At 69.6% G+C, this 24,521-nt stretch carries 20 protein-coding genes; 11 read left to right on the top strand and 9 right to left on the bottom strand.

Annotated features, from left to right (window positions below; genetic code table 11):
* Window positions 1-32: 32 nt before the first annotated feature.
* From aceE to FS845_RS20985, 4 genes are all read left to right on the top strand, one after another.
* Complete coding sequence (aceE, locus tag FS845_RS21000; RefSeq protein WP_144638957.1) at window positions 33-2,717, top strand: pyruvate dehydrogenase (acetyl-transferring), homodimeric type; 2,685 nt, start codon at window positions 33-35, stop codon at window positions 2,715-2,717.
* A 169-nt stretch (window positions 2,718-2,886) separates the two neighbouring features.
* Entirely contained in the window at window positions 2,887-3,786 is a 900-nt protein-coding gene (locus tag FS845_RS20995; protein WP_144638955.1) for a LysR family transcriptional regulator, read from the top strand.
* 283 nt (window positions 3,787-4,069) lie between these two features.
* Complete coding sequence (locus FS845_RS20990; protein WP_144638953.1) at window positions 4,070-4,684, top strand: glutathione S-transferase family protein; 615 nt, start codon at window positions 4,070-4,072, stop codon at window positions 4,682-4,684.
* Between the two features lie 196 nt (window positions 4,685-4,880).
* On the top strand, window positions 4,881-6,935 hold the full coding sequence (locus FS845_RS20985; RefSeq protein WP_144638951.1) for a pyridoxamine 5'-phosphate oxidase family protein: 2,055 nt from the start codon (window positions 4,881-4,883) through the stop codon (window positions 6,933-6,935).
* 106 nt (window positions 6,936-7,041) lie between these two features.
* On the opposite strand, the gene FS845_RS20980 is transcribed toward FS845_RS20985, so the two are convergent.
* The 4 genes from FS845_RS20980 to FS845_RS20965 form a co-directional block, all read right to left on the bottom strand.
* Window positions 7,042-7,953 carry a formate/nitrite transporter family protein gene (locus tag FS845_RS20980; protein ID WP_144638950.1) on the bottom strand — a complete coding sequence of 304 codons (912 nt, stop codon included), beginning with the start codon at window positions 7,951-7,953 and terminating at the stop codon, window positions 7,042-7,044.
* Window positions 7,954-8,150: 197 nt separating this feature from the next.
* Complete coding sequence (locus tag FS845_RS20975) at window positions 8,151-9,782, bottom strand: TolC family protein (protein ID WP_144638948.1); 1,632 nt, start codon at window positions 9,780-9,782, stop codon at window positions 8,151-8,153.
* Window positions 9,779-12,952: an efflux RND transporter permease subunit gene (locus FS845_RS20970; RefSeq protein ID WP_144638947.1), complete on the bottom strand. Its 3,174-nt coding sequence runs from the start codon at window positions 12,950-12,952 to the stop codon at window positions 9,779-9,781. The genes FS845_RS20975 and FS845_RS20970 overlap by 4 nt, the downstream gene beginning before the upstream one ends.
* A gap of 11 nt (window positions 12,953-12,963) precedes the next feature.
* Window positions 12,964-14,133 (bottom strand): efflux RND transporter periplasmic adaptor subunit, encoded by a 1,170-nt coding sequence (locus FS845_RS20965; RefSeq protein ID WP_144638945.1) that lies wholly within the window; start codon window positions 14,131-14,133, stop codon window positions 12,964-12,966.
* A gap of 223 nt (window positions 14,134-14,356) precedes the next feature.
* Here FS845_RS20965 and soxR point away from each other — a divergent pair, with 223 nt between their 5' ends.
* Window positions 14,357-14,830: a redox-sensitive transcriptional activator SoxR gene (soxR, locus tag FS845_RS20960; protein WP_144638943.1), complete on the top strand. Its 474-nt coding sequence runs from the start codon at window positions 14,357-14,359 to the stop codon at window positions 14,828-14,830.
* A 9-nt stretch (window positions 14,831-14,839) separates the two neighbouring features.
* On the opposite strand, the gene FS845_RS20955 is transcribed toward soxR, so the two are convergent.
* Entirely contained in the window at window positions 14,840-15,265 is a 426-nt protein-coding gene (locus tag FS845_RS20955; protein ID WP_144638941.1) for a DUF1810 domain-containing protein, read from the bottom strand.
* 184 nt (window positions 15,266-15,449) lie between these two features.
* On the opposite strand from FS845_RS20955, the gene FS845_RS20950 reads away from it, so the two are divergent.
* Entirely contained in the window at window positions 15,450-16,358 is a 909-nt protein-coding gene (locus tag FS845_RS20950; protein WP_144638939.1) for a D-hexose-6-phosphate mutarotase, read from the top strand.
* 42 nt (window positions 16,359-16,400) lie between these two features.
* On the opposite strand, the gene FS845_RS20945 is transcribed toward FS845_RS20950, so the two are convergent.
* Window positions 16,401-17,465 (bottom strand): NAD(P)-dependent alcohol dehydrogenase, encoded by a 1,065-nt coding sequence (locus FS845_RS20945; protein WP_144638937.1) that lies wholly within the window; start codon window positions 17,463-17,465, stop codon window positions 16,401-16,403.
* 190 nt (window positions 17,466-17,655) lie between these two features.
* On the opposite strand from FS845_RS20945, the gene FS845_RS20940 reads away from it, so the two are divergent.
* The 4 genes from FS845_RS20940 to FS845_RS20925 all read left to right on the top strand — a co-directional run bounded on the left by FS845_RS20940 (window position 17,656) and on the right by FS845_RS20925 (window position 20,313).
* A complete protein-coding gene (locus FS845_RS20940; RefSeq protein WP_144638935.1) occupies window positions 17,656-18,015 on the top strand; it encodes a winged helix-turn-helix domain-containing protein in 360 nt (119 codons plus the stop codon).
* A gap of 69 nt (window positions 18,016-18,084) precedes the next feature.
* A complete protein-coding gene (gene modB, locus FS845_RS20935) occupies window positions 18,085-18,762 on the top strand; it encodes a molybdate ABC transporter permease subunit (protein WP_144638934.1) in 678 nt (225 codons plus the stop codon).
* Window positions 18,763-18,787: 25 nt separating this feature from the next.
* A complete protein-coding gene (gene modA, locus FS845_RS20930) occupies window positions 18,788-19,537 on the top strand; it encodes a molybdate ABC transporter substrate-binding protein (RefSeq protein WP_144638932.1) in 750 nt (249 codons plus the stop codon).
* On the top strand, window positions 19,534-20,313 hold the full coding sequence (locus tag FS845_RS20925; RefSeq protein ID WP_144638930.1) for an ABC transporter ATP-binding protein: 780 nt from the start codon (window positions 19,534-19,536) through the stop codon (window positions 20,311-20,313). Before modA ends, FS845_RS20925 begins: the two co-directional genes overlap by 4 nt.
* A 91-nt stretch (window positions 20,314-20,404) precedes the next feature.
* Here FS845_RS20925 and FS845_RS20920 read toward each other — a convergent pair whose 3' ends face one another.
* Both FS845_RS20920 and FS845_RS20915 read right to left on the bottom strand, forming a co-directional pair.
* A complete protein-coding gene (locus FS845_RS20920) occupies window positions 20,405-21,385 on the bottom strand; it encodes an AraC family transcriptional regulator (protein ID WP_144638928.1) in 981 nt (326 codons plus the stop codon).
* A gap of 88 nt (window positions 21,386-21,473) precedes the next feature.
* Complete coding sequence (locus FS845_RS20915) at window positions 21,474-22,055, bottom strand: methyltransferase domain-containing protein (RefSeq protein ID WP_144638926.1); 582 nt, start codon at window positions 22,053-22,055, stop codon at window positions 21,474-21,476.
* Between the two features lie 406 nt (window positions 22,056-22,461).
* On the opposite strand from FS845_RS20915, the gene FS845_RS20910 reads away from it, so the two are divergent.
* On the top strand, window positions 22,462-23,517 hold the full coding sequence (locus tag FS845_RS20910; RefSeq protein ID WP_144638924.1) for an aldo/keto reductase: 1,056 nt from the start codon (window positions 22,462-22,464) through the stop codon (window positions 23,515-23,517).
* A gap of 98 nt (window positions 23,518-23,615) precedes the next feature.
* Here the strand turns inward: FS845_RS20910 and FS845_RS20905 are convergent, their stop codons facing one another.
* Window positions 23,616-24,467 carry an SAM-dependent methyltransferase gene (locus tag FS845_RS20905; RefSeq protein WP_144638922.1) on the bottom strand — a complete coding sequence of 284 codons (852 nt, stop codon included), beginning with the start codon at window positions 24,465-24,467 and terminating at the stop codon, window positions 23,616-23,618.
* Between the last annotated feature and the right edge of the window lie 54 nt (window positions 24,468-24,521).

Raw genomic sequence — 24,521 nt, 5'->3', positions numbered from 1 at the left:
CCATTGCCATCCCGACTACCATGGAGACCGACATGAACGCCCCCGATATACCGCTGGACGCATTGCCACTGGACGAAGATCCCCAGGAGACACAGGAATGGATCGAGGCGCTGGCTGCCGTGACGCAGGTGCAGGGCCGCGGCCGGGCGCACTATCTGCTCGATCGCCTGCATGGTTCGGATGCGGCACGGCACGGCGATTTCCACGGCGCGATCACCACGCCCTACGTCAACACGATCACCGCCGGCAGCGAATCGCCCTATCCCGGCGACGCGCAGGTCGAGCGGCGCATCGTCGCGATGGCGCGCTGGAACGCCATGGCGATGGTGCTGCGCGCCGGCAAGCATTCGAACGTCGGCGGCCACATCGCCACCTATGCCTCCGCGGCCGTGTTGTACGAAGTGGGCTTCAACCATTTCTTCCGTGGCCGCACCGCGCACCACGGCGGCGATCTGGTGTACCTGCAGGGCCACGCCTCGCCCGGCATCTACGCCCGCGCCTATCTGGAAGGCCGGCTCGACGAGGCGCAGCTGGACAATTTCCGCCGCGAAGCGGGTCGCGACGGCATTTCGTCGTATCCCCATCCCCGGCTGATGCCCGATTTCTGGCAGTTCCCGACCGTATCGATGGGCCTGGGGCCCCTCACCGCGGCCTACCAGGCGCGCTTCCTGCGCTACCTGGAGGACCGGGAACTTGCAGCGAGGCAGCAGCGCAAGGTCTGGGCCTTCCTGGGCGATGGGGAGATGGACCAGCCGGAGTCGCTGGCCGCCGTGGCCATGGCCGGACGCGAGCGGCTGGACAACCTGATCTTCGTCGTCAACTGCAACCTGCAGCGGCTGGACGGTCCGGTACGGGGCAACGCCAAGGTCATCCAGGAGTTCGAAGGCCTGTATCGCGCAGCGGGCTGGAACGTCATCAAGGTGATCTGGGCCAGCGGCTGGGACGCGCTGCTGGCGCGCGACACCACCGGCCTGCTGCGGCAGCGCATGATGGAATGCGTCGACGGCGAGTACCAGACTTTCAAGTCGCAGGATGGCGCGTACGTACGCGAGCACTTCTTCGGCAAGTATCCGGCGCTGCTCGAACTGGTGGCGGACATGAGCGATGCGGACATCTGGGCGCTGGCGCGCGGCGGCCACGATCCGGTCAAGGTGTACAACGCCTATGCCGCGGCCGTACGGCATACCGGGCGGCCGACGGTGATCCTGGCCAAGACCGTCAAGGGCTTCGGCATGGGCGAGGCCGGGGAAGGCCAGAACGTCAACCACCAGTTGAAGAAGCTCAATGCCGATGCCGTGCGGGCGTTCCGCGACCGCTTCGAACTGCCGGTCCCCGACGCGCAGCTGGACGACATTCCCTACCTGAAGCCCGCCGCCGACAGCGACGACGCGCGCTACCTGCAGCAGCGCCGCGCGGCGCTGGGCGGCCACGTCCCGTCCCGCGACGCCGGTGCGCCGCCGCTGGCGCTGCCACCGCTGTCGGTGTTCGATACGCAGTTGCAGGACTCCGGCGCGCGCGCCTACTCGACGACGATGGCGTTCGTGCGCATGCTGGGCACGCTGCTCAAGGACCCGTCGCTGGGCCGCAACGTCGTGCCCATCGTGCCCGACGAGTCGCGTACCTTCGGCATGGAGGGCATGTTCCGGCAGGTCGGCATCTACTCCCACGTCGGCCAGCTCTATACGCCGCAGGACGCCGGTCAACTGAGCTATTACCGCGAAACACGCGACGGCCAGATCATGCAGGAAGGCCTGAACGAGTCGGGCGCCATGTCCGCGTGGATCGCGGCGGCCACCGCCTACAGCAACCACGGCGTCACGGCCCTGCCCTTCTACATCTACTACTCGATGTTCGGCTTCCAGCGCGTGGGCGACCTGGCCTGGGCCGCCGGCGACGCGAGGGCGCGCGGCTTCCTGCTGGGCGCCACGTCGGGACGCACCACGCTGATGGGCGAAGGCCTGCAGCACGACGACGGGCACAGCCACGTGCTGTCGTCCGTCATTCCCTGCTGCGTTTCGTACGATCCGACCTTCGCCTACGAGCTGGCGGTGATCATCCATGACGGGATGCGGCGCATGTATGCGCAACAGGAAGACGTTTTCTACTACATCACCCTGCTGAACGAGAACTACGCCCACCCGGCGCTGCCGGCGGGCGCCGAGGAAGGCATCCTGCGGGGCTGGTACGCCTTGCGGCCGGTCGCGCCCGAGGGTACGCCGCGTGCACGCGTGCAGCTGGCCGGCAGCGGCGCCATCCTGAACGAGGTGACGGCCGCGGCGCAACTGCTGGCCAGCGACTTCGGCATCGCCAGCGACATCTGGAGCGCCACGAGCCTGACCGAACTGCGCCGCGACGGCATGGCGGCGGAACGCTGGAACATGCTCCATCCCGAGCTCGCCCCGCGCATCCCGTACGTGCAGCAGTGCCTGGCGGGCCATGCCGGCCCACTGGTCGTGGCGACCGACTACATGAAGATCGTGGCCGACCAGATCCGCCCCTTCGTCGAAGGCAGGCGGATGGTGGCGTTGGGCACCGACGGCTTCGGCCGCAGCGATACGCGCGAATCGCTGCGCCGCTTCTTCGAGGTCGATCGGCACTTCATCGCGGTGGCGGCGCTCAAGGCGCTCGCCGACGACGGCGCCGTGCCCCGCCAGGTGGTGACGCAGGCGATGGCGCGTTATGACGTCTCGCCGGACAAGGCCGACCCGGCGCGATAGGACGAGGCCACGGCATGGCCGCGCGCGGTCCGATGCCGCGCGCAGCCATGCCGCGCCGACTGGCGCGGGCCCGCGGCGGCGGCGCCTGCCCCGGCCTTTCCCGCCCGCATTGGGATTTTGTCCGCGCGCCTGCGATACTGCGTCCTGCTTAACTGCGGGGAGTTCGCGCATGGATCGACTGCAAGCCATGAAGACCTTCGTCGCCGTGGTCGACAGCGGCGGGTTCACGGCCGCCGCGCGGCGGCTGGACGTGTCGCTGTCGGTGGTCAGCCGCATCGTCACCGAATTGGAGGCGCACCTGGGCGTGCGGCTGCTGACGCGCACCACGCGCGTGGTGCGGCCCACCGAGACGGGGGCAGCGTACTACGAGAACTGCAAGCGCATCCTGGGCGAGATCGAGGAAGCCGAGCTGACGGCCGCGGGCACGCACGCGGCGCCGCGCGGACAACTGGTGCTGACCGCGCCGGTGCTGTTCGGCGCGCGCTATGCCACGCCCATCGTGGTGGACTACCTGCAGCGCTACCCTGAGGTGGACGTCAACTGCCTGTTCGTGGATCGCAACGTCAACCTCATCGACGAAGGCGTGGACGTGGGCCTGCGCATCGGCGAACTGCCCAGTTCGTCGCTGCAGGCGATCGCGGTGGGCCGGGTGCGGCGGGTGGTATGCGCCGCGCCGTCCTACCTGGACAGGCACGGCACGCCGCGACGGCCGGAAGATCTGGCCGCGCACACGCTGATCCACACCACCAGCGTCAGCACGCTGCCCGAGTGGCGTTTCGCGCACCAGGGCGAGGCGTCGAGCGTGCGGGTGGCGCCGCGGCTGTCCACGTCCACCAACGATTCGGCGATCGCGGCCGCGGTGGCGGGGCTGGGCCTGGTGCGGGTGCTGTCGTACCAGGTGGCGGCCGAGCTGTGGGACGGCAGCCTGCGCGTGGTGCTGGCCGAGCACGAGCCGCCGCCCTCGCCCATCCAGGTGATCCACCGCGAGGGCCGGCATGCGATGCAGAAGGTGCGCACCTTCCTGGACTTCGCCATCGAGCGGCTGCGGGCGGACAAGGCCCTGAATTGAGCGGCCGGCGCTGGGCCGTGGACAATCGTGCATGGCGGGAACCGGCCCCCACGCCTGGGCAGGGAACCATGGGCGGAGGCGCCGAGCCGGGACCGCGGGGCCGTCGACCTGGCGGGTGCCGGTGGGGGGTGGCGGCCTCTCGCCAGGGATCCGAACGTTCCTTACTATTGCTAAAACAAGAACAATCCCTTGCGTACCAGGCCGTTTTTTGCTTACACCGGCTTCCCTATGATTCGTTTCAGCACGACATTGCGTGCGAAACCCACAACATAGGACTGCCGCCATGAAGCTCTATCACCATCCCCTGTCCGGCCACGCCCACCGCGCCCGCCTGTTCCTGTCGCTGGTCGGCCAACCCGTGGAACTGGTCGACGTCGACCTGGCCAACCGCGCCCACAAGCAACCCGATTTCCTGAAACTGAATCCCTTCGGCCAGGTGCCGGTGCTGGTGGACGGCGACACCGTCGTGCCGGACTCCAACGCCATCCTGGTCTACCTGGGCAAGAAGCTGGGCAAGACGGACTGGCTGCCCGAAAGCGCCGCCGACGCCGCAGCCGTGCAGCGCTGGCTGTCCGTGGCGGCCGGCGACATCGCCTTCGGCCCGGCCGCCGCGCGCCTGGTCACGGTGTTCGCCGCCCCGCTGGACGCCGAGACGGCCATCAACCGTGCCCACGTGGTGCTCAAGCGCATGGACGACGCGCTGGCCACGCAGAAGTGGATCGTGGGCGGAGAACGTCCGACCATCGCGGACGTGGCGCTGTACAGCTATACGGCGCGCGCGCCCGAAGGCAATGTGGACCTGAAGGACTACCCCCACGTGCGCCAGTGGCTGGCCCGCGTGGAAGCCCTGCCCGGCTTCGTGGCCTTCCAGCGTACGCCGGTGGGCCTGGCGGCGTAAGCCCGCCCGCGGCGGCGGGCGCCTGGCATCCGCGCGATGCGGGCGTCTCGCCACGAACCCGCCGCGCGGTCCTCAGCCAGCCTCCGCAGTGTGATCTGACTTGCGCGTGCGACCCTGCCTGTACCTGCGACCCGGCCACGCGCGCACGACGCGCGATGCGGCCGGCACAACTGCCCTTCTCGATTGGAGTCCCGCCATGACCATCCAGCCTCCCTGGCACGCCGGCGAACTCGCGATGCAGACGCACGCGGGCGCCCTGGCCAAGATGGACGACGTCGGTCGCCGCTTCATCCGCGACTACATGCCGGACCAGCACCGCGAGTTCTTCGCGCAGGTGCCGTTCATGGTGCTGGGCGCGGTGGCGCCCGATGGCCGAGCGTGGGCCACGCTGCGGGCGGGGCAGCCCGGCTTCGCGAGCTCTCCCGATCCGCGCCGCCTGGACCTGGGCATATCGCGCGAGCCGGCCGATCCCGCGGACGCCGGACTGGATGACGGACAGCCAGTCGGCCTGCTGGGCATCGACCTCGCCACGCGGCGGCGCAACCGCATGAACGGCCTGCTGCGCCATGAAAGCGGCAGGATCTCCCATGTGGACGTGGTGCACAGCTACGGCAACTGCCCTCGCTACATCCACCAGCGCGCCATCGTGTTCACCCGCGATCCGGCCGAACCGACGGACGTGCCGCCGCAAGCCCTGGCCGCGCTGGACCAGCGCGCCCGCACGCTGATCGCGCGCGCCGAGTCGTTCTTCGTGGCCTCCTACGTGGACCTGCCCGACGCGGGCCGCCAGGTGGACGTGTCGCACCGCGGCGGCCGCGCCGGCTTCGTGCGGCTGGACGACGACGGCGGCATGACCATCCCCGACTTCAACGGCAATCTGTTCTTCAATACGCTGGGCAACTTCCTGCAGAACCCGATCGCCGGCGTGACCTTCGCCGACTTCGATACCGGCGAGCTGCTGCAGATGAGCGGCCGCGCCGAGGTGATCCTGGATTCGCCGGAAATCGCGGCGTTCCAGGGCGCGGAGCGCCTGTGGCGCTTCCTCCCGGAACGGATCCTGCGCCGCGAACAGGCGCTGCCCATGCGCTGGGACCGCCGCGAGGACGGCGACTCGCCCGCCGCGCTGCTGACCGGCAGTTGGGACGAGACCGCCAGCCGGCTGCGCGCCGCGGCGCTGGCCACGCAGTGGCGGCCGTTCCGCGTGACGAACATCGTGGACGAGAGCAGCACCGTGCGCTCGTTCCACCTGGAACCCGCCGACGGCGCGGGACTGATCCCGCACCAGGCCGGCCAGTTCCTGCCGATCCGCGTGACGCCCGCGGGCCACGCGCAGCCGCTGGTGCGGACCTATACCCTGTCGGTGGCGCCGTCCGACGGCGCCTGCCGCATCAGCGTCAAGCGCGACGGCGCGGTGTCGCGCCACCTGCACGAGCACGTGAAGGTGGGCGACCTGGTCGAGACGCGCGCGCCCGGCGGCGCATTCACGATCGACCCGCTGGAGAAGCGGCCCGCCGTGCTGCTTGCCGCCGGCATCGGCGTGACGCCCATGCTGGCCATGTTGCGCCACGTCGTCTACGAAGGCCAGCGCAAGCAGCGCATGCGGCCGACCTGGTTCTTCCACTCCGCGCGCAACGTGCAGGAACGCGCCTTCTCGGACGAACTGGCCGGGCTGAAGGAGCAGGCCAAGGGCGCGGTGCAGGTCGTGCGGCTGCTGAGCGATCCGGGCGAGGCGGCGCCGCGGCAGGACTTCGACGCCATGGGCCGCATCGACATCGACGTGCTGCGGCGCTTCCTGCCGTTCGACGACTACGACTTCTACCTGTGCGGGCCGGGCGCCTTCATGCAGTCGCTGTACGACGGACTGCGCGCGCTCAACGTGGCCGACGCGCGCATCCATGCCGAGGCCTTCGGCGCCTCGTCGCTGACGCGGCGCGCGGATGCGGCGGCGCCGGCCAAGGCGCGGCCAGCGGCGGCGCCGGCCACCGAATCGGTGCCCGTGCTGTTCCTGCACTCCGCCAAGGAAGCGCGCTGGAATCCGCGCGACGGCTCCTTGCTGGAGCTGGCCGAGCAGCGCGGCCTGGAGCCGCAGTACGGCTGCCGGGAAGGCAATTGCGGCACCTGCCGCACACGCATCGTGAAGGGCTCGGTGGCCTATGCCAGGACGCCGGAATTCGACGTGCCGGACGACGAGGCACTGATCTGCTGCGCGGTGCCGGCCGCGGGAGGCGGACCGCTGCATCTGGATCTGTAAGGGCAGGCTGCCGTGGCGGCAGGATCGATTGCGCGCCTGCCGCGCCGGCATGCCCCGAGCCGCGCCAGCGGGCGTGGGGACGCCACGCTTGCGCACCCGCGCCCGCTCACGACTCGGCCGGCAGGCGGCCCTCTTCCTTCGCCTTCAACTTGGCTTCCAGGCGGTCCTCTTCGTCCTCTTTCTGCTGCACGTCCAGGTTGGCGTCCGCGCGCACCTGCGCGTGGCTGATCAGCGCGAAGATGAAGGTGCCGCCGACGATGTTGCCGACCAGCGTGGGCAGCACGAAGTTCAGCAGCGAGTCGCCGATGGTGGCTTCGCCCAGCAGCACCAGGTAGGTGACCTCTATCATGCCCACGACGACGTGCGAGACGTCCGAGATGCCCATCAGGTAGGTGACGAGGAAGATGAGCAGCACGCGGCCGTTCTCGACCGCGTGGATCATCCACACCAGCAGCGCGATCAGCCAGCCGGCCAGCACCGCGGTGGCGAAGGACTGGCCGTTGGGCACCTTCAGCAGGTGATGTCCCATGTCGACGAATTCCTTGTTCACCTCGGGCGAGAACATCGGCAGGTAGGCGAAGACCGACGCGGCGATCAGGCCGCCGAGGAAGTTGCCCAGCAGCACCGTGCCCCACAGGCGCAGCAGCCGCATCAGCTTGCCCCACGTGGGTTGCGACATGAAAGGTAGCACCGGCGTGACGGTGTTCTCGGTGAACAGCTGCTGCCCGGCCGTGATGACGAAGATGAAGCCCAGCGTGTAGCCGGCAGCCTCGATCAGCACGGCCCAGGGCACGTCGGGCACGTAGGCCTGCAGCACGCCGCGCCCCAGCATGGAGGTGCTCATGATCAGCCCGCCGGCGATGGCCGACCAGAACAGCGCGAAGAAGTCGCGCCGCATCTCTTTCTCGCCTTCCTTGCGGATGATCTCGTGGACCGCGGCCGCCTTGGAGGGGAGCTTTTCGGTCAGTTCTTCGGCGGATTCTTTCTTCTGTTCGATGGGGGGGTGGGTGTCGGGCATTTTGCGCCTCCGGGGGGCCGCTGGGTCGGTCTCTGGCATGGGGGGCGCCCGCGCGTGGACGGGCGTGTTCAACCATATGTCAGTATTTCGACGCTGCACAGGGGGCTGCCGGGGCACGAGGCAAGCAGACGTAAAACGCGCTACGAATCCCGCCGCAATCGGCGAGATCCGTAAGCAAGCGTTTTGCGGCGCGGCGACTAGCGCGCCGCGGACGCGTCGGCAACCGGCGTGGCCGATGCCGCGGCGGCGGGCGCCGGAACAGCCTGCGGCGTCCCCGGCAGCCATCCCCCCGCCAACGCCCGGTACAGCGACACCGCCGCCACGGCCTGGCGCGTATCGGCATCGGCGGACGCGTCCTCGGCCTGCAGGCGGCTGCGCTCGATGTCCAGCACCTCGAAGAAGCCGATGGCGCCGGCCTCGAACCGAGCGCGGGCCACGGAGCTGGCCTGCGCGCTGCTGTCGGCGGCGCGCCGCAGGTGGCCGGCCTCGACCTGCGTGCGGGACAGGGTCAGCAGGGCGTTCTCGGTTTCTTCCGCGGCGCGCAGCACGGTCTGCTGGTACGAGGCCAGCAGGCCCGCGGCGTCGGCATCGCTGGCGGCGATGCGGGCGCGCACGCGGCCGACGTCCAGGAAAGACCAGTCGATGCCCAGCGCGATCAGGTTGCGGTCGCTGCCCTCGCGGAAGACGTCGTAGCTGGCCGTGCTGCTGCCGATGAGGCCCATCAGCGTGAAGCGCGGATACAGGCCGGCGGTGGCCACGCCGATGCGCGCCGTGGCGGCGTGCAGCCGAGCCTCGGCCGCGGCGATGTCGGGGCGGCGGCGCAGCAGATCGCCGGGGACGCCCGGATCGATGGCGGGCGGCATGGGCAACGGCGCAACCGCGTCGTTGCGGGTCCAGCCATTGCCCGATGCACCAGCGGCGGCAACGCCGCTGTAGGCAGACGCCTCGCCGCCTGGCCCGTGATCGGCGTTGCCGTCTCTGGCTGCAGCGCTGTCGGCCGCACTCAACCGCGCGATCAACGCTTCCGGCGGTTGCCCCGTCAGCACAGCCAACCGATGCTGGTTCACGCCGATGATGGCCTCGTACGCCGCGATGCGCGAGGCCGTGGACTCGTATTGCGCGCGGGCGCGCAGCACGTCCAGGTCGGAACCGCGGCCGGCGTCCACGCGCGCCTGCACCAGCGCCAGCGTCTCCCTCTGGTTGCGGGCATTGTCGCGCGCCACTTGAAGGCGCCGCTGCGCGCCGCGCAGCTGCATGTAGCTTTGCCCCACCTCGCCCGCGATGGTCACGCGCACCGCCCGCAGGTCGGCCGCGCTGGCCTCCGTGTCGGCGCGCTGCGCCTCGACGCCGCGGCGCACGCGTCCGAACAGGTCGAGCTCCCACGAGGCGTTGGCCGCGATTCCGGAGGTGGGCGAACTGCGTTGGTCGCGCGGCGCGCCGAAGGCCTCGTCGCGGCTCAGCAGCTGATGGCCCACCTGGCCGCCGGCCGTGACGGTGGGATAGCGGTCCAGCCTGGCATTGGACAGCAAGGCGCTGGCCGCGTCGTAGCGCGAGATGGCGATGCGCAGGTCGTGGTTGGCCGTGTAGGCCTGCGCGACCAGGTCGCTGAGCACGGGATCGCCGAAGCCCTGCCAGAAGGCGATGTCGGCGCGTTGCGGCGCTGGCGCGTCATCGGCCGCGCTGCCGCGCGCGGCCGCCGCGTCGTCACGCGCATAGCGCTCGGGCAGCGCCGACGCGGGACGCTGGTAATCCGGGCCGACCGCGCAGGCGGAAAGCATCAGCGTCAGCGACGCCAGCAAAATCGACTGGCGGGCGATGCGCGCGCTCATGGTTGTTCTCCTTCCAGCGCGGCAGGCGCATGATGGTGCCCGGCCAGCGGAGTGCCCGCCAGCTTGCGGATGGCGACGTAGAAGACCGGCGTCAGGAACAGCCCGAACAGCGTCACGCCCAGCATGCCGCCGAACACGGTGACGCCGGTGGCGGCGCGCACTTCGGCGCCCGCCCCGGTGCTGAGCAGCAAGGGCACGGAGCCCGCGATGAAGGCCACCGACGTCATGACGATGGGCCGCAGCCGCAGATGGCACGCCTGCAGCGCGGCCTCCACGATGCCCTTGCCCTGCATCTCCAGCTCGCGCGCGAACTCGACGATAAGGATGGCGTTCTTGCAAGCCAGCCCCATCAGCACCACCAGGCCGACCTGCACGAACACGTTGTTGTCGCCGCCGGACAGCCACACGCCGAACAGCGCGGCGCACATGCACACCGGCACGATCAGGATCACCGCCAGCGGCAGCGTCCAGCTTTCATACAGGGCGGCCAGCACCAGGAACACCAGCATCAGCGCCAGCGGGAACACGACGAAGGCCGCGTTGCTCTGCGTGACCTGCTGGTAGCTCAGGTCACTCCATTCCAGCACGATGCCGGGCGGCAGCACCTGCCGGGCGATCTCTTCCAGCCTGGCGATGGTCTGCCCCGAGGACAGCACGCGCGCATCGGATTCGCCGATGAGATCGGCGGCGGGATAGCCGTTGTAGCGCATCACCGGGTCCGGGCCGAAAGTGGGCGTGACGGTGACCATGGCCCCTATGGGCACCATCTCGCCCGCCGCGTTGCGCACGCGCAGGTTGCCGATGTCGGCCACGGCCTGGCGATGGTCGGCGTCGGCCTGCGCCATGACGCGGTAGACGCGCCCGAACAGGTTGAAGTCGTTGACGTAGCTCGATCCCAGGTACACCTGCAGGGTCTGGAACAGTTCCGTCAGCGACACGCCCTGCGCCTTGGCCTTGATGCGGTCCACGTTGACTTCCAGCTGCGGGATGTTGGCCTGGTAGGAACTGACGGGATAGCCCATGCCCGGCGTCTGCGCCACCGCGGCCTTGAAGGCGTCGGTGACCTGCTGCAGCGCGCCCCAGCCCAGCCCGCCGCGATCCTCCAGGTACAGCGAGTAGCCCGAGCCGTTGCCCAGGCCCTCGATGGGCGGCGGCATCAGCGCATAGGCGAAGCCGCCCTTGATGGTGGCGAACTTGGCGCTGAGCTCGGCGTTGATCTCGGCCGCGCTGCGCGTGCGTTCGCCGAAGGGCTTGAGGATGACGTACGAGTTGGTGATGTTGGGCGTGTTGGTCTGCTGCAGCGCATTCAGGCCGGCGAAGCCCACCATCATCTCGACGCCTTCGGTCTCCAGCGCCATGCGGGTCATCTGCCGCACCACCTCGGTGGTGCGCGCCAGCGAGGCGCCCTCGGGCAGCTTGGCGCCCGCGAACAGGTACAGCTTGTCCTGCGTGGGGATGAAACCGGACGGCACCGTGTTGAACAGCCAGGCCGTGCCGGCCAACAGCACCGCATACACCGCAAACACCAGGCCGCGGCGCTTGAGCGACCGGCCCACCACGCCGTGGTAGCCGTCGGAACTGCGCTGGAAGAAGCGGTTGAACGGCCGGAACAGCCAGCCGAGCATCGCATCCAGGGCGCGCGACAGGCGGTCGGGCGGCGCGCCGTGCGGCCGCAGCAGCCGCGCGGCCAGCGCGGGCGACAGCGTCAGCGAGTTGATGGTGGAGATCACCGTGGAGATGGCGATGGTGACGGCGAACTGCTTATAGAACTGGCCGGTGACCCCGCTCAGGAAGGCCATGGGTACGAACACCGCGCACAGCACCAGCATGATGGCGATGATGGGCCCGGACACTTCCTTCATGGCCTGGTGCGCGGCGTCGCGCGGGCTCAAGCCGCGCGCGATGTTGCGCTCGACGTTCTCGACCACCACGATGGCGTCGTCCACCACGATGCCGATGGCCAGCACCAGCCCGAACAGCGTCAGCGTATTGATGGAATAGCCCAGCAGCAACAGGAACGCGAAGGTGCCCACCACCGACACCGGCACGGCCACCAGCGGAATGATCGAGGCGCGCCAGGTCTGCAGGAACAGGATCACCACGAACACCACCAGCACCACGGCCTCGATCAGCGTGTGCTGCACGGCCTTGATGGAATCGCGCACGAAGACCGTCGGATCCCATACCGGCCGGTACGCCACGCCGCTGGGAAAGCGCTGCGCCAGTTCGTCCAGCTTGGCGTAGACGGCGCGCGCGACGGCCAGCGAGTTGGCGTTCGGCGACAGGAAGATGCCCAGCGCGGCGGAGTTCCTGTCGTCGAAGTAGGCGCGCAAGGTGTAGTCGCCGGCGCCCAGTTCCAGGCGCGCCACGTCTGACAGCTTGACCACCTGGCCGTCGGCGCCCGCGCTCAGCACGATGCCGCCGAATTCCTCGATGGTCTTCAGGCGGCCGCGCACGTTGATGGGCGTCAGGAAGTCGCCCGCCTTGGGGCTGGGCTCGGCGCCCAGCTGCCCCGCCGAGACCTGCACGTTCTGCTCGCGCACCGCGCGCAGCACGTCGCCCGCGGCCAGGCCGCGCGCGGCCAGGCGGTTGGGATCGAGCCACAGCCGCATGGCGTAGTCGCCCGAGCCGTACAGGCCGACGTCGCCCACGCCCGTCAGGCGCGAGAGCTCGTCCTTCACGTGCAGCAGCAGGTAGTTGCGCAGGTACAGGTCGCCCCGGCTGTTGTCCGGCGAATACAGGCTGATGTACATCAGCGGCGTGGGCGACTGCTTCTGCGTGGTCACGCCGAACTGGCGCACCTCTTCGGGCAGGCGCGACAACGACTGGCTGACGCGGTTCTGCACGCGCACCGCCGCCGTGTCGGGATCGATGCCGGGCTGGAACGTGACGACCACCTGCAGGCTGCCGTCCGAGCTGGACACGGACTTCATGTACATGATGCCCTCGACGCCGTTGATGGCCTCTTCGAGCGGCGCGGCGACGGACTCGGCGATCTCCTTGGGATTGGCGCCGGGATAGGTGGCGCGCACGACCACGCTGGGCGGCACGACCTCGGGGTACTCGCCCGTGGGCAGCACGGGAATGGCAATCAGGCCCACCGCGAAAAGGATGATGGACAGCACGATGGCGAAGATCGGCCGGTCGATGAAGAACTTGGAGAAATCCATGGCGTGCCGACCTATCGCTTCTGGCCGGCGTCGCCGCCGGCGGCTTGCCCTGCCAGCGCCACCGGCTTGACCGGCGCGCCGGGGTAGAAGATCTTCTGGAAGCCCTCGACCACGACCTGGTCGCCCGGCTTCAGCCCCGACTGGACGATGCGCAGGCCGTCGACGGCGCGGCCCACGGTCACGTCGCGGCGCAGCGCCTTGTCGCCGGGACCGATCACGTACACGTACTTCTGGCTCTGGTCGGTCAACACGGCCTTGTCGTCGACCAGCAGGGCGTCCTGCGCCGCGGCACCGTCCAGCTGCACCCGCGCGTACAGGCCGGGCACGAAGGCCTGGCCGGGATTGGCCAGCCGCGCGCGGGCGCGGATGGTGCCGGTGGCGGGATCGAGCCGGTTGTCCAGGAAATCGACGGCGCCCGTATGCGGGAAGCCCTGCTCGTTGGCCAGCGCGATGCCCACCGAGGCGTGCGCGCCGCGTCGGCCGCCGCCGTCGGCGGCATCGCGCAGGAAGCTCTGCTCGTCGTAATCGAAGTACACGTACAGCGGGTCCTGCGAGACCACGGTGGTCAGCAGCGACTGGTCGGCGCGCGCCAGGTTGCCCACGGTCAGCAGCGCGCGGCCGGCGCGGCCCGCGATCGGCGCGCGCACTTCGGTGTAGCCCAGGTTCAGCCTGGCATCGTCCACCGCCGCGTCGGCCGCGCGCAGCGAGGCCTGCGCCTGCGCCTGCGCGGCCTGCGCGTTGTCGAGTTCTTCCTGCGAGGTGGCGCGCGCCTTGATCAGCGCCTGTGCGCGGGTCAGCTGCACGCGCGCCAGGTTGGCCGCCGCGCGGGCCTGCTGCTGCTGGGCGACGGCGCGATCCAGCGCGATGCGGTAGGGCCGCGGGTCGATGACGAACAGCACGTCGCCCTGCTTGACGACCTCGCCTTCCTTGAAGGCGACCCGGTCGAGATAGCCGCTGACGCGCGGGCGCAGCGCCACGGCGTCGACCGCCTCGAGGCGGCCGTTGAACTCGTCCTTCAACTGGACGGTACGCGGCTGGACGACGGCGACGCCCACTTCGGGCACGGGCGGCGCGGCGTCGGAGGACGGCTGCTGGCAGGCGGCCAGCGCCAGGGTCAGGGCGCCCGCCAGAAGCCGGGCGGGCAAGGGATGGAGGCGGCGAAGGGCGTGGGGGCCGGGCATGGGAGGCGCGTGCATGCTGAGTCGAGGTCGAAAGCCGCCATCGTGGTGCGCCCGATGCGTGCGGCCAAGATCCAAGATGTGCCTATCGCACTAGGCCATGCCTCGAACCCTGCCGACCGTATGCCAGCGCCCGCGCAAGCAGCGGGGATATCCCCGGTTGATGAGTGGGCGCATGGTAAAAGTTCAAGTGAACTTCAAGTCAATAAAGACTCTACGGAAAACTATGTCGCCTACCGAGATGAACGAGACCTCGCTGCTGTCCATCGGCGAGGCCGCCGCGCGCAGCGGCGTGGCGGCGTCCGCGCTGCGCTTCTACGAGTCGCTGGGCCTGATCCGGTCGGTGCGCCAGGGCAGCAGCCGGCGCTACTTCCCGCGCGGCTGCCTGCGGCGGATCGCCTTCATCGTGTTCTCGCAGCGCATCGGCTACACGCTGGAAGAGATCGCGCAACAGCTCAGCGGCATCAGCATCGACAAGTCGCCGTCCAAGGCGCAATGGGACCGCATGTCGCGGCAGTGGCGCGGCCGCGTGAAGCAGCGCATCGCCGAACTGCAGCGGCTGGACATGGACCTGAATCACTGCATCGGCTGCGGCTGCCTGTCGCTCAAGCGCTGCAAGCTGAGCAACCCGAACGACCGCGCGGCGCGCTACGGTGCCGGAGCCCGGGTGTGGATGGGGGATGAGTTCCCGGATGACTGACCGCGGCGGCTAGTCCAGCAGCCGCAGCGTGTGCGCGTCCGGGCCTTCCGGATAAAAGCGCGCCAGCGCCGCCTCGACACCCGCGTCGCCGGGTCCGATGGCCGCGAACAGCGTCAGGCTGGACCGCAGCTTCATGTCGTCGGGCGAGCCGAAGATGGCGTGCGGGTCGGCCGTGCCCAGCGCCAGCAGCGCCTGCACGCATTCGCGCAGGCGGGCCCCCAGCAGGGGATGGCGCAGGTAGGCGCAGGCCTCGTCGCGCGAGCCGATGCCGTAGAACTGCGCGGTGCCGCTGCGGCCCAGCCCGCGCAGCTGCGGAAAGACGAACCACATCCAGTGGCTGGTCTTGCGGCCGCGGGCCAGTTCGGCCAGCGCTCGAGGATAGACCTCGTGCTGGGCGTCGACGAAGCGTTGCAGATTGAAGGGATCTTCGCTCATGGGCGTCTCGTGGAGGGCCGGCCTGGCCACGCGTGAAGACTGCGCGGGCACCGCGGCCGTGGCGGGTGGTCCGTACAGTGTAGGGCGCATGCGGCCACGGTGCCACGCCCGCCCTGGAACGGCTTGCAACACAGCGCCGCGCCCGGCGGTCTTACACTGTCCGCAACACCACAGGAGACTCGCCATGAACACCGCTGCCCCCGTACGCATCTTCCCCGAACGCCAGGGCGAGCTGGACTGCCTGCGCATCGAGACGCCGCATGGTTCGGCGCTGATGGCGCCGCAGGGCGCACAACTGCTGAGCTACACGCCCACGGGCGGCAAGCCGCTGGTCTGGCTCTCGGAGCAGGCCTCGTTCCGCACGGGCGCTTCGGTGCGCGGCGGCGTGCCCGTGTGCTGGCCCTGGTTCGGCGTCTACGCGGCCAACCCGCGATCGGTGCGCGACAGCGTGAAGGCGCCGGACGACGCACCCTCGCACGGCCTGGTGCGCACGCTGGACTGGCAGCTGGCCGAGCCCGAGACGGGCAAGGACTGGGCGCAACTGATGTTCCTGCTGGACCTGTCCGACGGCCTGGGGCCGTGGCGGCATTCGGCCCGGCTGGCGCTGACGGCCCGCTTCGGCAAGTCGGTGGAACTGGGCTTCTCGGTCACCAACACGGGCTCGAAGCCCTTCACCGTCAGCCTGGCGCTGCATACCTACCTGGCCGTGTCGGACAGCCGGCGCATCCGCATCGATGGCCTGCAGGACAAGCCCTACCTGGACACGGCGCGCGGCTGGACGCCGCACCGCCAGCAGGGCGAGATCGCCATCCAGGAAGAGACGGACCGCATCTACCAGGAAGTGGACCGGCCCATCGAAGTGCACGATCCCGACTGGAACCGCACGCTGCGGATCGCCGCGTCGAACTCGCGCTCGGCGGTGGTGTGGAATCCGTGGATAGACAAGTCGGCGCGGCTGTCCGACTTCGCCAGCGATGCGTGGCAGCGCATGCTGTGCATCGAGACCGCGCGCATCATGGACGACGCGCTGACCGTGGAACCCGACACCACCGAGACGGTGGCGCTGGCGCTTGCGGCCGACACGGGCGAGTGACCGCGGGCGGCAACGCCGCACGGCAACGCCGCGAGACGAGGGTCAGCTGGCGCGCAGGGTCTGCATGTCGATGACGAAGCGGTACTTCACGTCGCCCTTGAGCATGCGTTCGTAGGCGGCCTCGATGTCCTGCATGGCGATCGTCTCGATGTCCGAGGTGATGCCGTGCTCGGCGCAGAAGTCCAGCATCTCCTGCGTTTCGGCGATGCCGCCGATCAGCGAGCCGGCCAGGCTGCGGCGCTTGCCGATGAACGAGAAGGCCGAGGGCGCGGGATGCGGCTCGGCCGGCACGCCGACCAGGGCCATGGTGCCGTCCAGCTTCAAGAGCGCCAGGAAGCGGTCCAGGTCGTGCGAGGCGGCCACGGTGTTCAGGATGAAATCGAGGCTGTTGGCCTGCGCGGCCATGGCGGCGTCGTCGGTGGACACCACGACCTCGTCGGCGCCCAGCGCGCGTGCCGCGTCGGCCTTGCTGGCCGAGGTGGTGAAGGCCACGACGTGCGCGCCCAGCGCATGCGCCAGCTTCACGCCCATGTGGCCCAGGCCGCCGATGCCGACCACGCCCACGCGCTTGCCGGGACCCGCGCCCCAGCGGCGCAGCGGCGACCACGTGGTGATGCCGGCGCACAGCAGCGGCGCGGCGGCGGCGAGGTCTTTCTCGGCATGGCGCACGTCCAGCACGAAGGCCTGGTCGACCACGATGGCCTCGGAGTAGCCGCCGTAGGTGTTCTCGGTACCGTTGCCCTTCATCACGCCGTTGTACGTGCCGGTGAAGCCGTACTCGCCGTCGCAGTACTGCTCCAGGCCCAGCCTGCACGAGCCGCAGTGGCGGCAGCTGTCGACCATGCAGCCCACGCCGACGATGGCGCCTTCCTTGAATCGGGATACCGCGCTGCCCACGGCGGTGACGCGGCCTATGATCTCGTGGCCCGGCACGCTGGGGTACATGACACCCGCCCATTCGCCACGGGCGGTGTGCAGGTCGGAGTGGCAGACGCCGCAGAACAGGATGTCGATGGCGACGTCCTGGGGACCGGGCGTGCGGCGTTCGAGGGAGAACGGCGCCAGCGGCGTGGACGACGATTGCGCAGCGTAGGCTTTGGTCTGCATGGTGGGGACTCTCTGATACGGAGGGGACGCGGATGCGGCCGGATCTCGGCGGGATGGCGGGACGATACGGCGGGGACACGACAAGCTTACGACAGCCCGGCTGTCGGGAAGTTGGCAATGCCGGCGCGCGGCCAAGCGCGTGCCGAGCAACAGTGCCACAATCACTGCAACGCCAGCCACTTCCGCCGCCATGTCCCGCTCCGATCCGCCCCGCGTCCAGTTCCGCATGCGTGTCTACCGCGACGCGGACATCGCCGTGGGCCCGGGCAAGATCGCGCTGCTCGAAGCCATCATCGAGGCGAAGTCCATCACGGCGGCGGCACAGCAGCTGGGCATGTCGTACCGCCGCGCCTGGCTGCTGGTCGACGAGCTGAACCGCTCGCTGCGCCAGCCGGCGGTGGAAAGCGCGGCGGGCGGCGCGCGCGGCGGCGGCACGGTGGTCACGCCCGCCGGGCTGGCGCTGATCCGCTGCTACCGCGCCATCGAGGACAAGGCGCGCGCCGCGGCCGCCGGCGACATCGACGCCCTCACCCGCATGCTGGCTCCCTGAGCCGCCTGCGTTCGAAACCGCTTCGTCATCCATCTTTACAAGCGCGTTTTTCGCTGTATTCTTGCGAACATGACGCTTCCCACGCTGGCCGCCTTCGAGTGGTTCCCGCTCATTCTCTCCCTGAAGGTCGCCGCAGTGGCGACCCTTGCTGCCCTGGCCGTGGGCGTGGCGCTGGGTTGGCTGTTCGCGCGCCGGCCGTTTCCCGGCAGCGGCGTGCTGGAAGCCATCTGCATGCTGCCGCTGGTGCTGCCGCCCACCGTCATCGGCTACGCCATCCTGGTGGCCGCCGGCCGCCGCAGCCCGCTGGGCGCCTGGCTGCGTGAACACTTCGACTACACGCTCATCTTCAGCTGGCACGGGGCCGTGGTGGCCTCGGCCGTGGTGGCGCTGCCGCTGGTGCTGAAGTCCGCCAGTTCGGCCTTCGCCCACATCGACCGCAGCATGGAATCCGCGGCCAGCACGCTGCGCCAGTCGCCGTGGTCGGTGTTCGTGCGCATCACCCTCCCCCTGGCCTGGCCGGGCATCCTGGCCGGCACGCTGCTGGCCTTCGCCCGCGCCATGGGCGAGTTCGGCGCCTCGCTGATGGTCGCCGGCTCCATTCCGGGCCGCACGCAGACGCTGTCCATGGCGATCTACGACGCCGTGCAGGCGGGTCGGGACGACCTGGCGCTGCTGCTGGTGGCCGTCACCTCGCTGCTGTCGGTCGCCATCCTGGTGGCCTCCAATCGCTATCTTTCCCTACGCTGATCCCGAAAAAGAAGGAATCCCCGCCATGCGCCGCATTCGTATCGCCAGCCTGCTGCTGGCCCTCGCCCTGCCCCTGTCGGCCCACGCCGCCGAACTGACCGTCTCGGCCGCCGCCAGCCTGACCGACGCCTTCAACGAGATCAACAAGCTGTTCTCGGCCAAGGTGCCGGGCACCACCGTGCGCGCCAACTACGGCGCCTCGGGCACGCTGCTGCAGCAGATGGCCGGCGGCGCGCAGGTCGACGTGTTCGCCAGCGCGGACCAGGCCACCATGGACAAGGCCGTGGCACAGAAACTGGTGGATGCGCGGACGCGCCGCGACTTCGCCACCAACAGCGTGGTGCTGATCACCCCGATGCAGGATGCCGCCCCCATCAAGTCGGTGCAGGATCTGGACACCCCCACGGTCAAGCGCATCGCCATCGGCAAGGTCGCCAGCGTGCCGGTCGGCCGCTACACCCAGCAGGTGCTGGAAAGCGCCAGGCTGTGGACCACGCTGGAACCGAAGTTCGTGCCGGCCGACAGCGTGCGCCAGGTGCTCGACTACGTGGCCCGCGGCGAAGTCGATGCCGGCTTCGTGTACCGCACCGACGCCGCCGTGATGAAGGACAAGGTCAGGATCGTGCTGACCGCCGAAGGCCACACGCCCGTCAGCTACCCGGTCGCCGTGGGCACGGACAGCGCGCACAAGGACCTGGCCAGGCAATATGCCGACTTCCTGGCCACCCCGCAGGCGCGCGAGGTGCTGGAACGCTACGGGTTCGGCAAGCCGTGATCGACGTAGACCTCGAACTGCACCTGCAGGACGGCGCGCGGCGCTTCGACCTGCGCGTGCGGTTCGCCACCGACGCGCCGTTCGCGGCGCTGTACGGCCCGTCCGGCGCCGGCAAGTCGCTGACGCTGCAGGCCATCGCCGGCCTGTTGAAACCCGCGGCCGGACGCGTGCTGCTCGATGGCCGCACGCTGTACGACTCGGTGCGCGGCATCGACCTGCCGCCGCGCGAGCGGCGCATCGGCTACCTGTTCCAGCACTACGCGCTGTTTCCCCACCTGACGGTGCGGCAGAACGTGGCCTTCGGACTGACCTCGTGGCGCAGGCGCCGCCTGTCCGACCCTGACGCGGCGCGCGTGCAGGACCTGCTGGAACGTTTCGGCCTGGCCGAGATGGCGGACAGCCGCCCCGTGCGGCTGTCGGGCGGCCAGCAGCAGCGCGTGGCGCTGGCCCGCGCGCTGGCCTGCGAACCCCGCGTGCTGTTGCTGGACGAGCCCTTCGCCGCCTTGAACCCCATGCTGCGCGCCTCGCTGCGCCGCGAGCTGGGCGAGGTGCGGCGGCAATGGAACATTCCCGCGCTGATGATTTCGCACGACGCGGACGACGTGCTGGCGCTGGCCGACGTGGCCTTCGTCTATGAGAACGGCCAGGTCACGCGCGAGATCGACGTGCGCACCGGCGACAGCCGCGACCTGGCGCATCGGCTGGGCGTGGAATCCGAAGCGGACACCCCGGTGCGCGCCAAGGTGCGCGGACTGCTGGGCGGCGAGCCGTCGTAGGCCGCCGCCGGGGCCCCGCCAGCCGTGCCGGCGCCACCCGTCGAGGCCCCCATGCCCGGCATGGCCGGATGACGCGTGGACGCCGGAACCGTCAGCGTGCGTCGGCCAGCAGCCGGCGCCGGTCGCGCATCGGCGAGGCGCCGAACAGCCGGCTGTATTCGCGGCTGAACTGCGAGGCGCTTTCGTAGCCCACCAGGTTGGCCGCCATGGCGACGTCCACGCCGCCCATGAACATGATGCGGCGCGCCTCCTGAAGGCGCAGCTGCTTCTGGTACTGCAGCGGGCTCATGGCCGTGACGGCCTTGAAGTGATGGTGGAACGAGGACACGCTCATGTGCACCTCGCGCGCCAGGTCTTCCACGCGCAGCGGCTGTCGGTAGCGGTCGCGCAGCAGGCGAATGGCGTCGGCGATGCGCTGGGTCTGGCTGTCGTGCAGCGCGATCTGGCGCAGCTGCGCGCCCTGCCCGTTGGCCAGCAGGCGGTACAGGATCTCGCGCTTGACCATGGGCGCCAGCACGCGGATGTCGTCGGGTGACTCCAGCAGGCGCAGCAGCCGCAGCACGGCGTCCAGCAGGGTGGCGCCGATACGCTGCACGTACAGGCCGCGGGCGGCGCTGGACTGGCTGACGGGCGGCAGCGCGCCGTCGCGCAACAGTTCGCGGATGTCCTCGGCGTCGAACTCCAGCCGCAATCCCAGGTAGGGCTGCGTGGCGCTGGCCGCGGTGACCTTGGCCACCACCGGCAGGTCGACCGACGACACCATGTAGTGCATGGGGTCGTACTCGTAGACCTCGTCGCCCACCAGCAGGCGCTTGGAGCCCTGCGCGATGATGCCCAGCGCCGTGCGCTGGATGACGTGCTGGGGCCCGCGCGGATGCATGACCCGGTTGATGGCCAGGCCGTCGACGGCCGTGTCCATGCTGCCTTCCAGGTCGCCCGTCAGGCGGCGCAGCAGGCAGACCAGCTCCAGATGGGCCCGTTCCTGGCCGGCGTCGAACGCGGGGGGCGGGGAATCGAGGGATGCCGGCTCGTGGGCATCGGGAATGTCATTCAGGGGCGAAGAATCGGACATGCGGACATGCGGGCAGGCGGCTGGACAAGTACCTATGATGGCGCACTAAGCTTACATAGACCCTGCCGCCTTCCCAAGCCGCGTTACGTTACGACTTGCGTTCGGGCACGGTCCAGAAGTAGACCGTGCGGCCATTGACGTTGATGGTCTGGTCCGGCTTCCAGTCGCCCATGTCGAACGCGTGCGACACGATGCGGGTGCCCGGCTTCAGGGCCAGCAGCTTGGGACGCAGCTTCAGGTTCAGCGACGGCAGCAGATAGAGGCTGATGACGGTGGCCTCGGACAGGTCCTGTTCGAACAGATCGGCCTGCACGAACTTCACCTTGTCGGTCACCTTGTTCTGCCGGGCGTTGGCATTGGCCTCGGTGATGCGCTCGGGATCGATGTCGAAGCCCACGCCGCGCGTGCCGAACTCGCGGGCGGCCGTCACGGGGATGATGCCGTTGCCCGACCCCAGGTCGTACAGCACGTCGTTGGGGCCGACCTTGGCGGCCTTGAGCATCGCGTCCACGACCTCCTGCGGCGTGGGCACGAAGATGACGTCGGGCATGCGCGACGCCGAGGCGGCGGGCTGGCCCTGCGCCGTGTTCTGGGATTGGACGGGGGCCGAAACGGCCAGCATGGCCGCTGTGGCGGCCAAGGCGGTATACAGGGAACGCGTGGTCCTCATGCTGGACTCCTGATGGGCGTGGATGCAGCTCGGTTCGATGGCGTACTCGCGGTCTTGCGGCTTCTCCGGCGTCCTGCGCCCGGCGGGCGCTGCGCCTTCCCCGGCGGACACGGTGCATCCGCCGCTATTTTTCTGAATTAAAGCTGAACAATTATGCGAGTCAGGCCGGCGCCAAAGTTGCCTGATCGTCCAGAACTTATGCCTGATCGTGCAAGCCTCCGTGGACCGCCCACGGCGCCGCGACCGGCGCACGGAGAATCGGGCAGCAATGAAGCACGATCGGGCAGCAGCGCCGCACGCCGCGGGCGCATACTCTCGGCACGCGGCTTTTGCGTCCTTCCCCCAGATCCGTGCCCGCCGAAGCCCTTCCGCGCGGCGGCGAGCCCAGCCTTCCAGGAGTTTCCCCATGCGATACAAGAAATTCGGCAGCACCGGCCTGTTCGTTTCCGAGCTGTGCCTGGGCACCATGACGTTCGGCGGCAACGGCGAGATGTGGAACAAGATCGGCGACCTGCAGCAGAACGACGCGGACAAGCTGGTCGCGCGCTCGCTGGAAGCCGGCATCAATTTCATCGACACGGCCGACGTCTATTCGCAGGGCCAGTCCGAGGTCATCACCGGCCAGGCACTGAAGAACCTGAAGGTGCCGCGCGAGGACGTGGTCGTGGCCACCAAGGTGTTCGGAGAAACGGGCACGAAAGGCACGAACTCGCGCGGCCTGTCCCGTTATCACATCCTGGATGGCGTGAAGGCCAGCCTGAAGCGCCTGCAGTTGGACCACATCGACCTGTACCAGGTGCACGGCATCGATCCCGCCACGCCCATCGAAGAAACGCTGTACGCGCTGGACAACCTGGTCAGCCATGGCCACGTGCGCTACATCGGCGTGTCGAACTGGGCGGCCTGGCAGATCATGAAGGCGCTGGGTATCTCGCAGCGGCTGGGCCTGGCGCGCTTCGAATCGCTGCAGGCCTACTACACCATCGCCGGCCGCGACCTGGAGCGTGAACTGGGGCCCATGCTGCAAAGCGAGGGCGTGGGCCTGATGGTGTGGAGCCCGCTGGCCGGCGGCCTGCTGAGCGGCAAGTACGGCCGCGACCAGGCGGGCGAGGCCGGCAGCCGCCGCGCCGTGTTCGACTTCCCGCCGGTGAACACCGAGCGCGCCTATGACTGCATCGACGCGATGCGCGCCATCGCCGACGCGCGCGGCGTGTCGGTGGCGCAGATCGCGCTGGCATGGCTGCTGCACCGCCCGGTGGTGACCAGCGTCATCGTGGGCGCCAAACGCATCGACCAGCTGGACGACAACATCGCCGCCACGGAGATCGCGCTGAGCGCCGAGGACATGGCGCGCCTGGACGAGGTCAGCGCCCTGCCGCCGGAATATCCGGGCTGGATGCTGGAGCGACTGGGCGGCCAGCGGCAGAACCAGCTGAACCAGGCTGCGGCGCCGCGGGGATAGCACGCGCGGGCCGCGCCCGGCCACCACGCATGGGGCGGCAGCTCGGACGGCGACCCGCCCCGAAACGAGGCGGACCGCGTCCGGTCCGGATCCGCCCGTCAGGTCCGCGTGGCCGTCCAGCTGCCCTGGGAACCGCCCTTGCCGCTGATGCGCTTGCCGTCCACCGTGCCGGTGTAGCGCACGCCATCCGCGTTGAACGAGATCTCGTTGCCCGTCATGCGGGCATCGGTGATGGGGGTCTGGCCCAGGGTGCCGCTGAGCATCTGGTATTGCTGCGTCAGCGTCAGCTGGCGGTCGCCCAGCTTCCACGATCCCTCGACCTTGGCGGGCACGATCCACAGCAGCGCCGTGCACCAGCTCTGGCAGCCCTGCTCCACGGTGGCCGTCTCGTCGGGCTGCCAGTCGCCCATGCGGAAGGTGTTGGACACCACGCGCGTGCCCGGCTTCAGGTCCAGCAGGACCGGGCGCAGGCGCTCGTTGATGGACGGCAGCAGGAACATGGTGATGACCTGGGCGCGGCTCAGGTCGGCCTCGAACAGGTCCCCGGTGGCGAACGAGGCCTTGTCGGTCACGCCTTCCTTGGCGGCGGCCTTGCGCGCCACTTCGGTCATGTCGGGGTTGTATTCGATGCCATGCGCGGTCAGGCCGCGCTTGGCCGCCGTGATGACGGTGCGGCCGTCGCCCGAGCCCAGATCGATCAGGTAATCGGACTTGCTGACCTTGGCGATGTCCAGCATGCGCTCGACCAGCGCCTGCGAGGTCGGCACCCACACCACGTCCTTGCCGGCCTGCCCCACCGAGGGCTCGTACGTCGACGCGGCGGACTGGGCCCGTGCGCCGTCGGCGGGCAGCCAGGCCAGCGCGGCGGCGGCCAGCAGCGGAGCCAGCAAGAGGGCGCGGCGCGGCGGCGCGCTGGCGTGGAGGGAAGCGGGAGACGTCGTCACAGGCATGGGAATCTTCCTTGTCGTATGGGGCAGAGAAGCCAGGCGGCTGGAGAATGGAGC

This window comes from Bordetella genomosp. 13 (genome assembly GCF_007679965.1).
Classification (GTDB): Bacteria; Pseudomonadota; Gammaproteobacteria; order Burkholderiales; family Burkholderiaceae_B; genus Bordetella.
The sequence above is the reverse complement of the archived record's forward strand: the minus strand, read 5'-3'. Positions and strand labels throughout refer to the sequence as shown.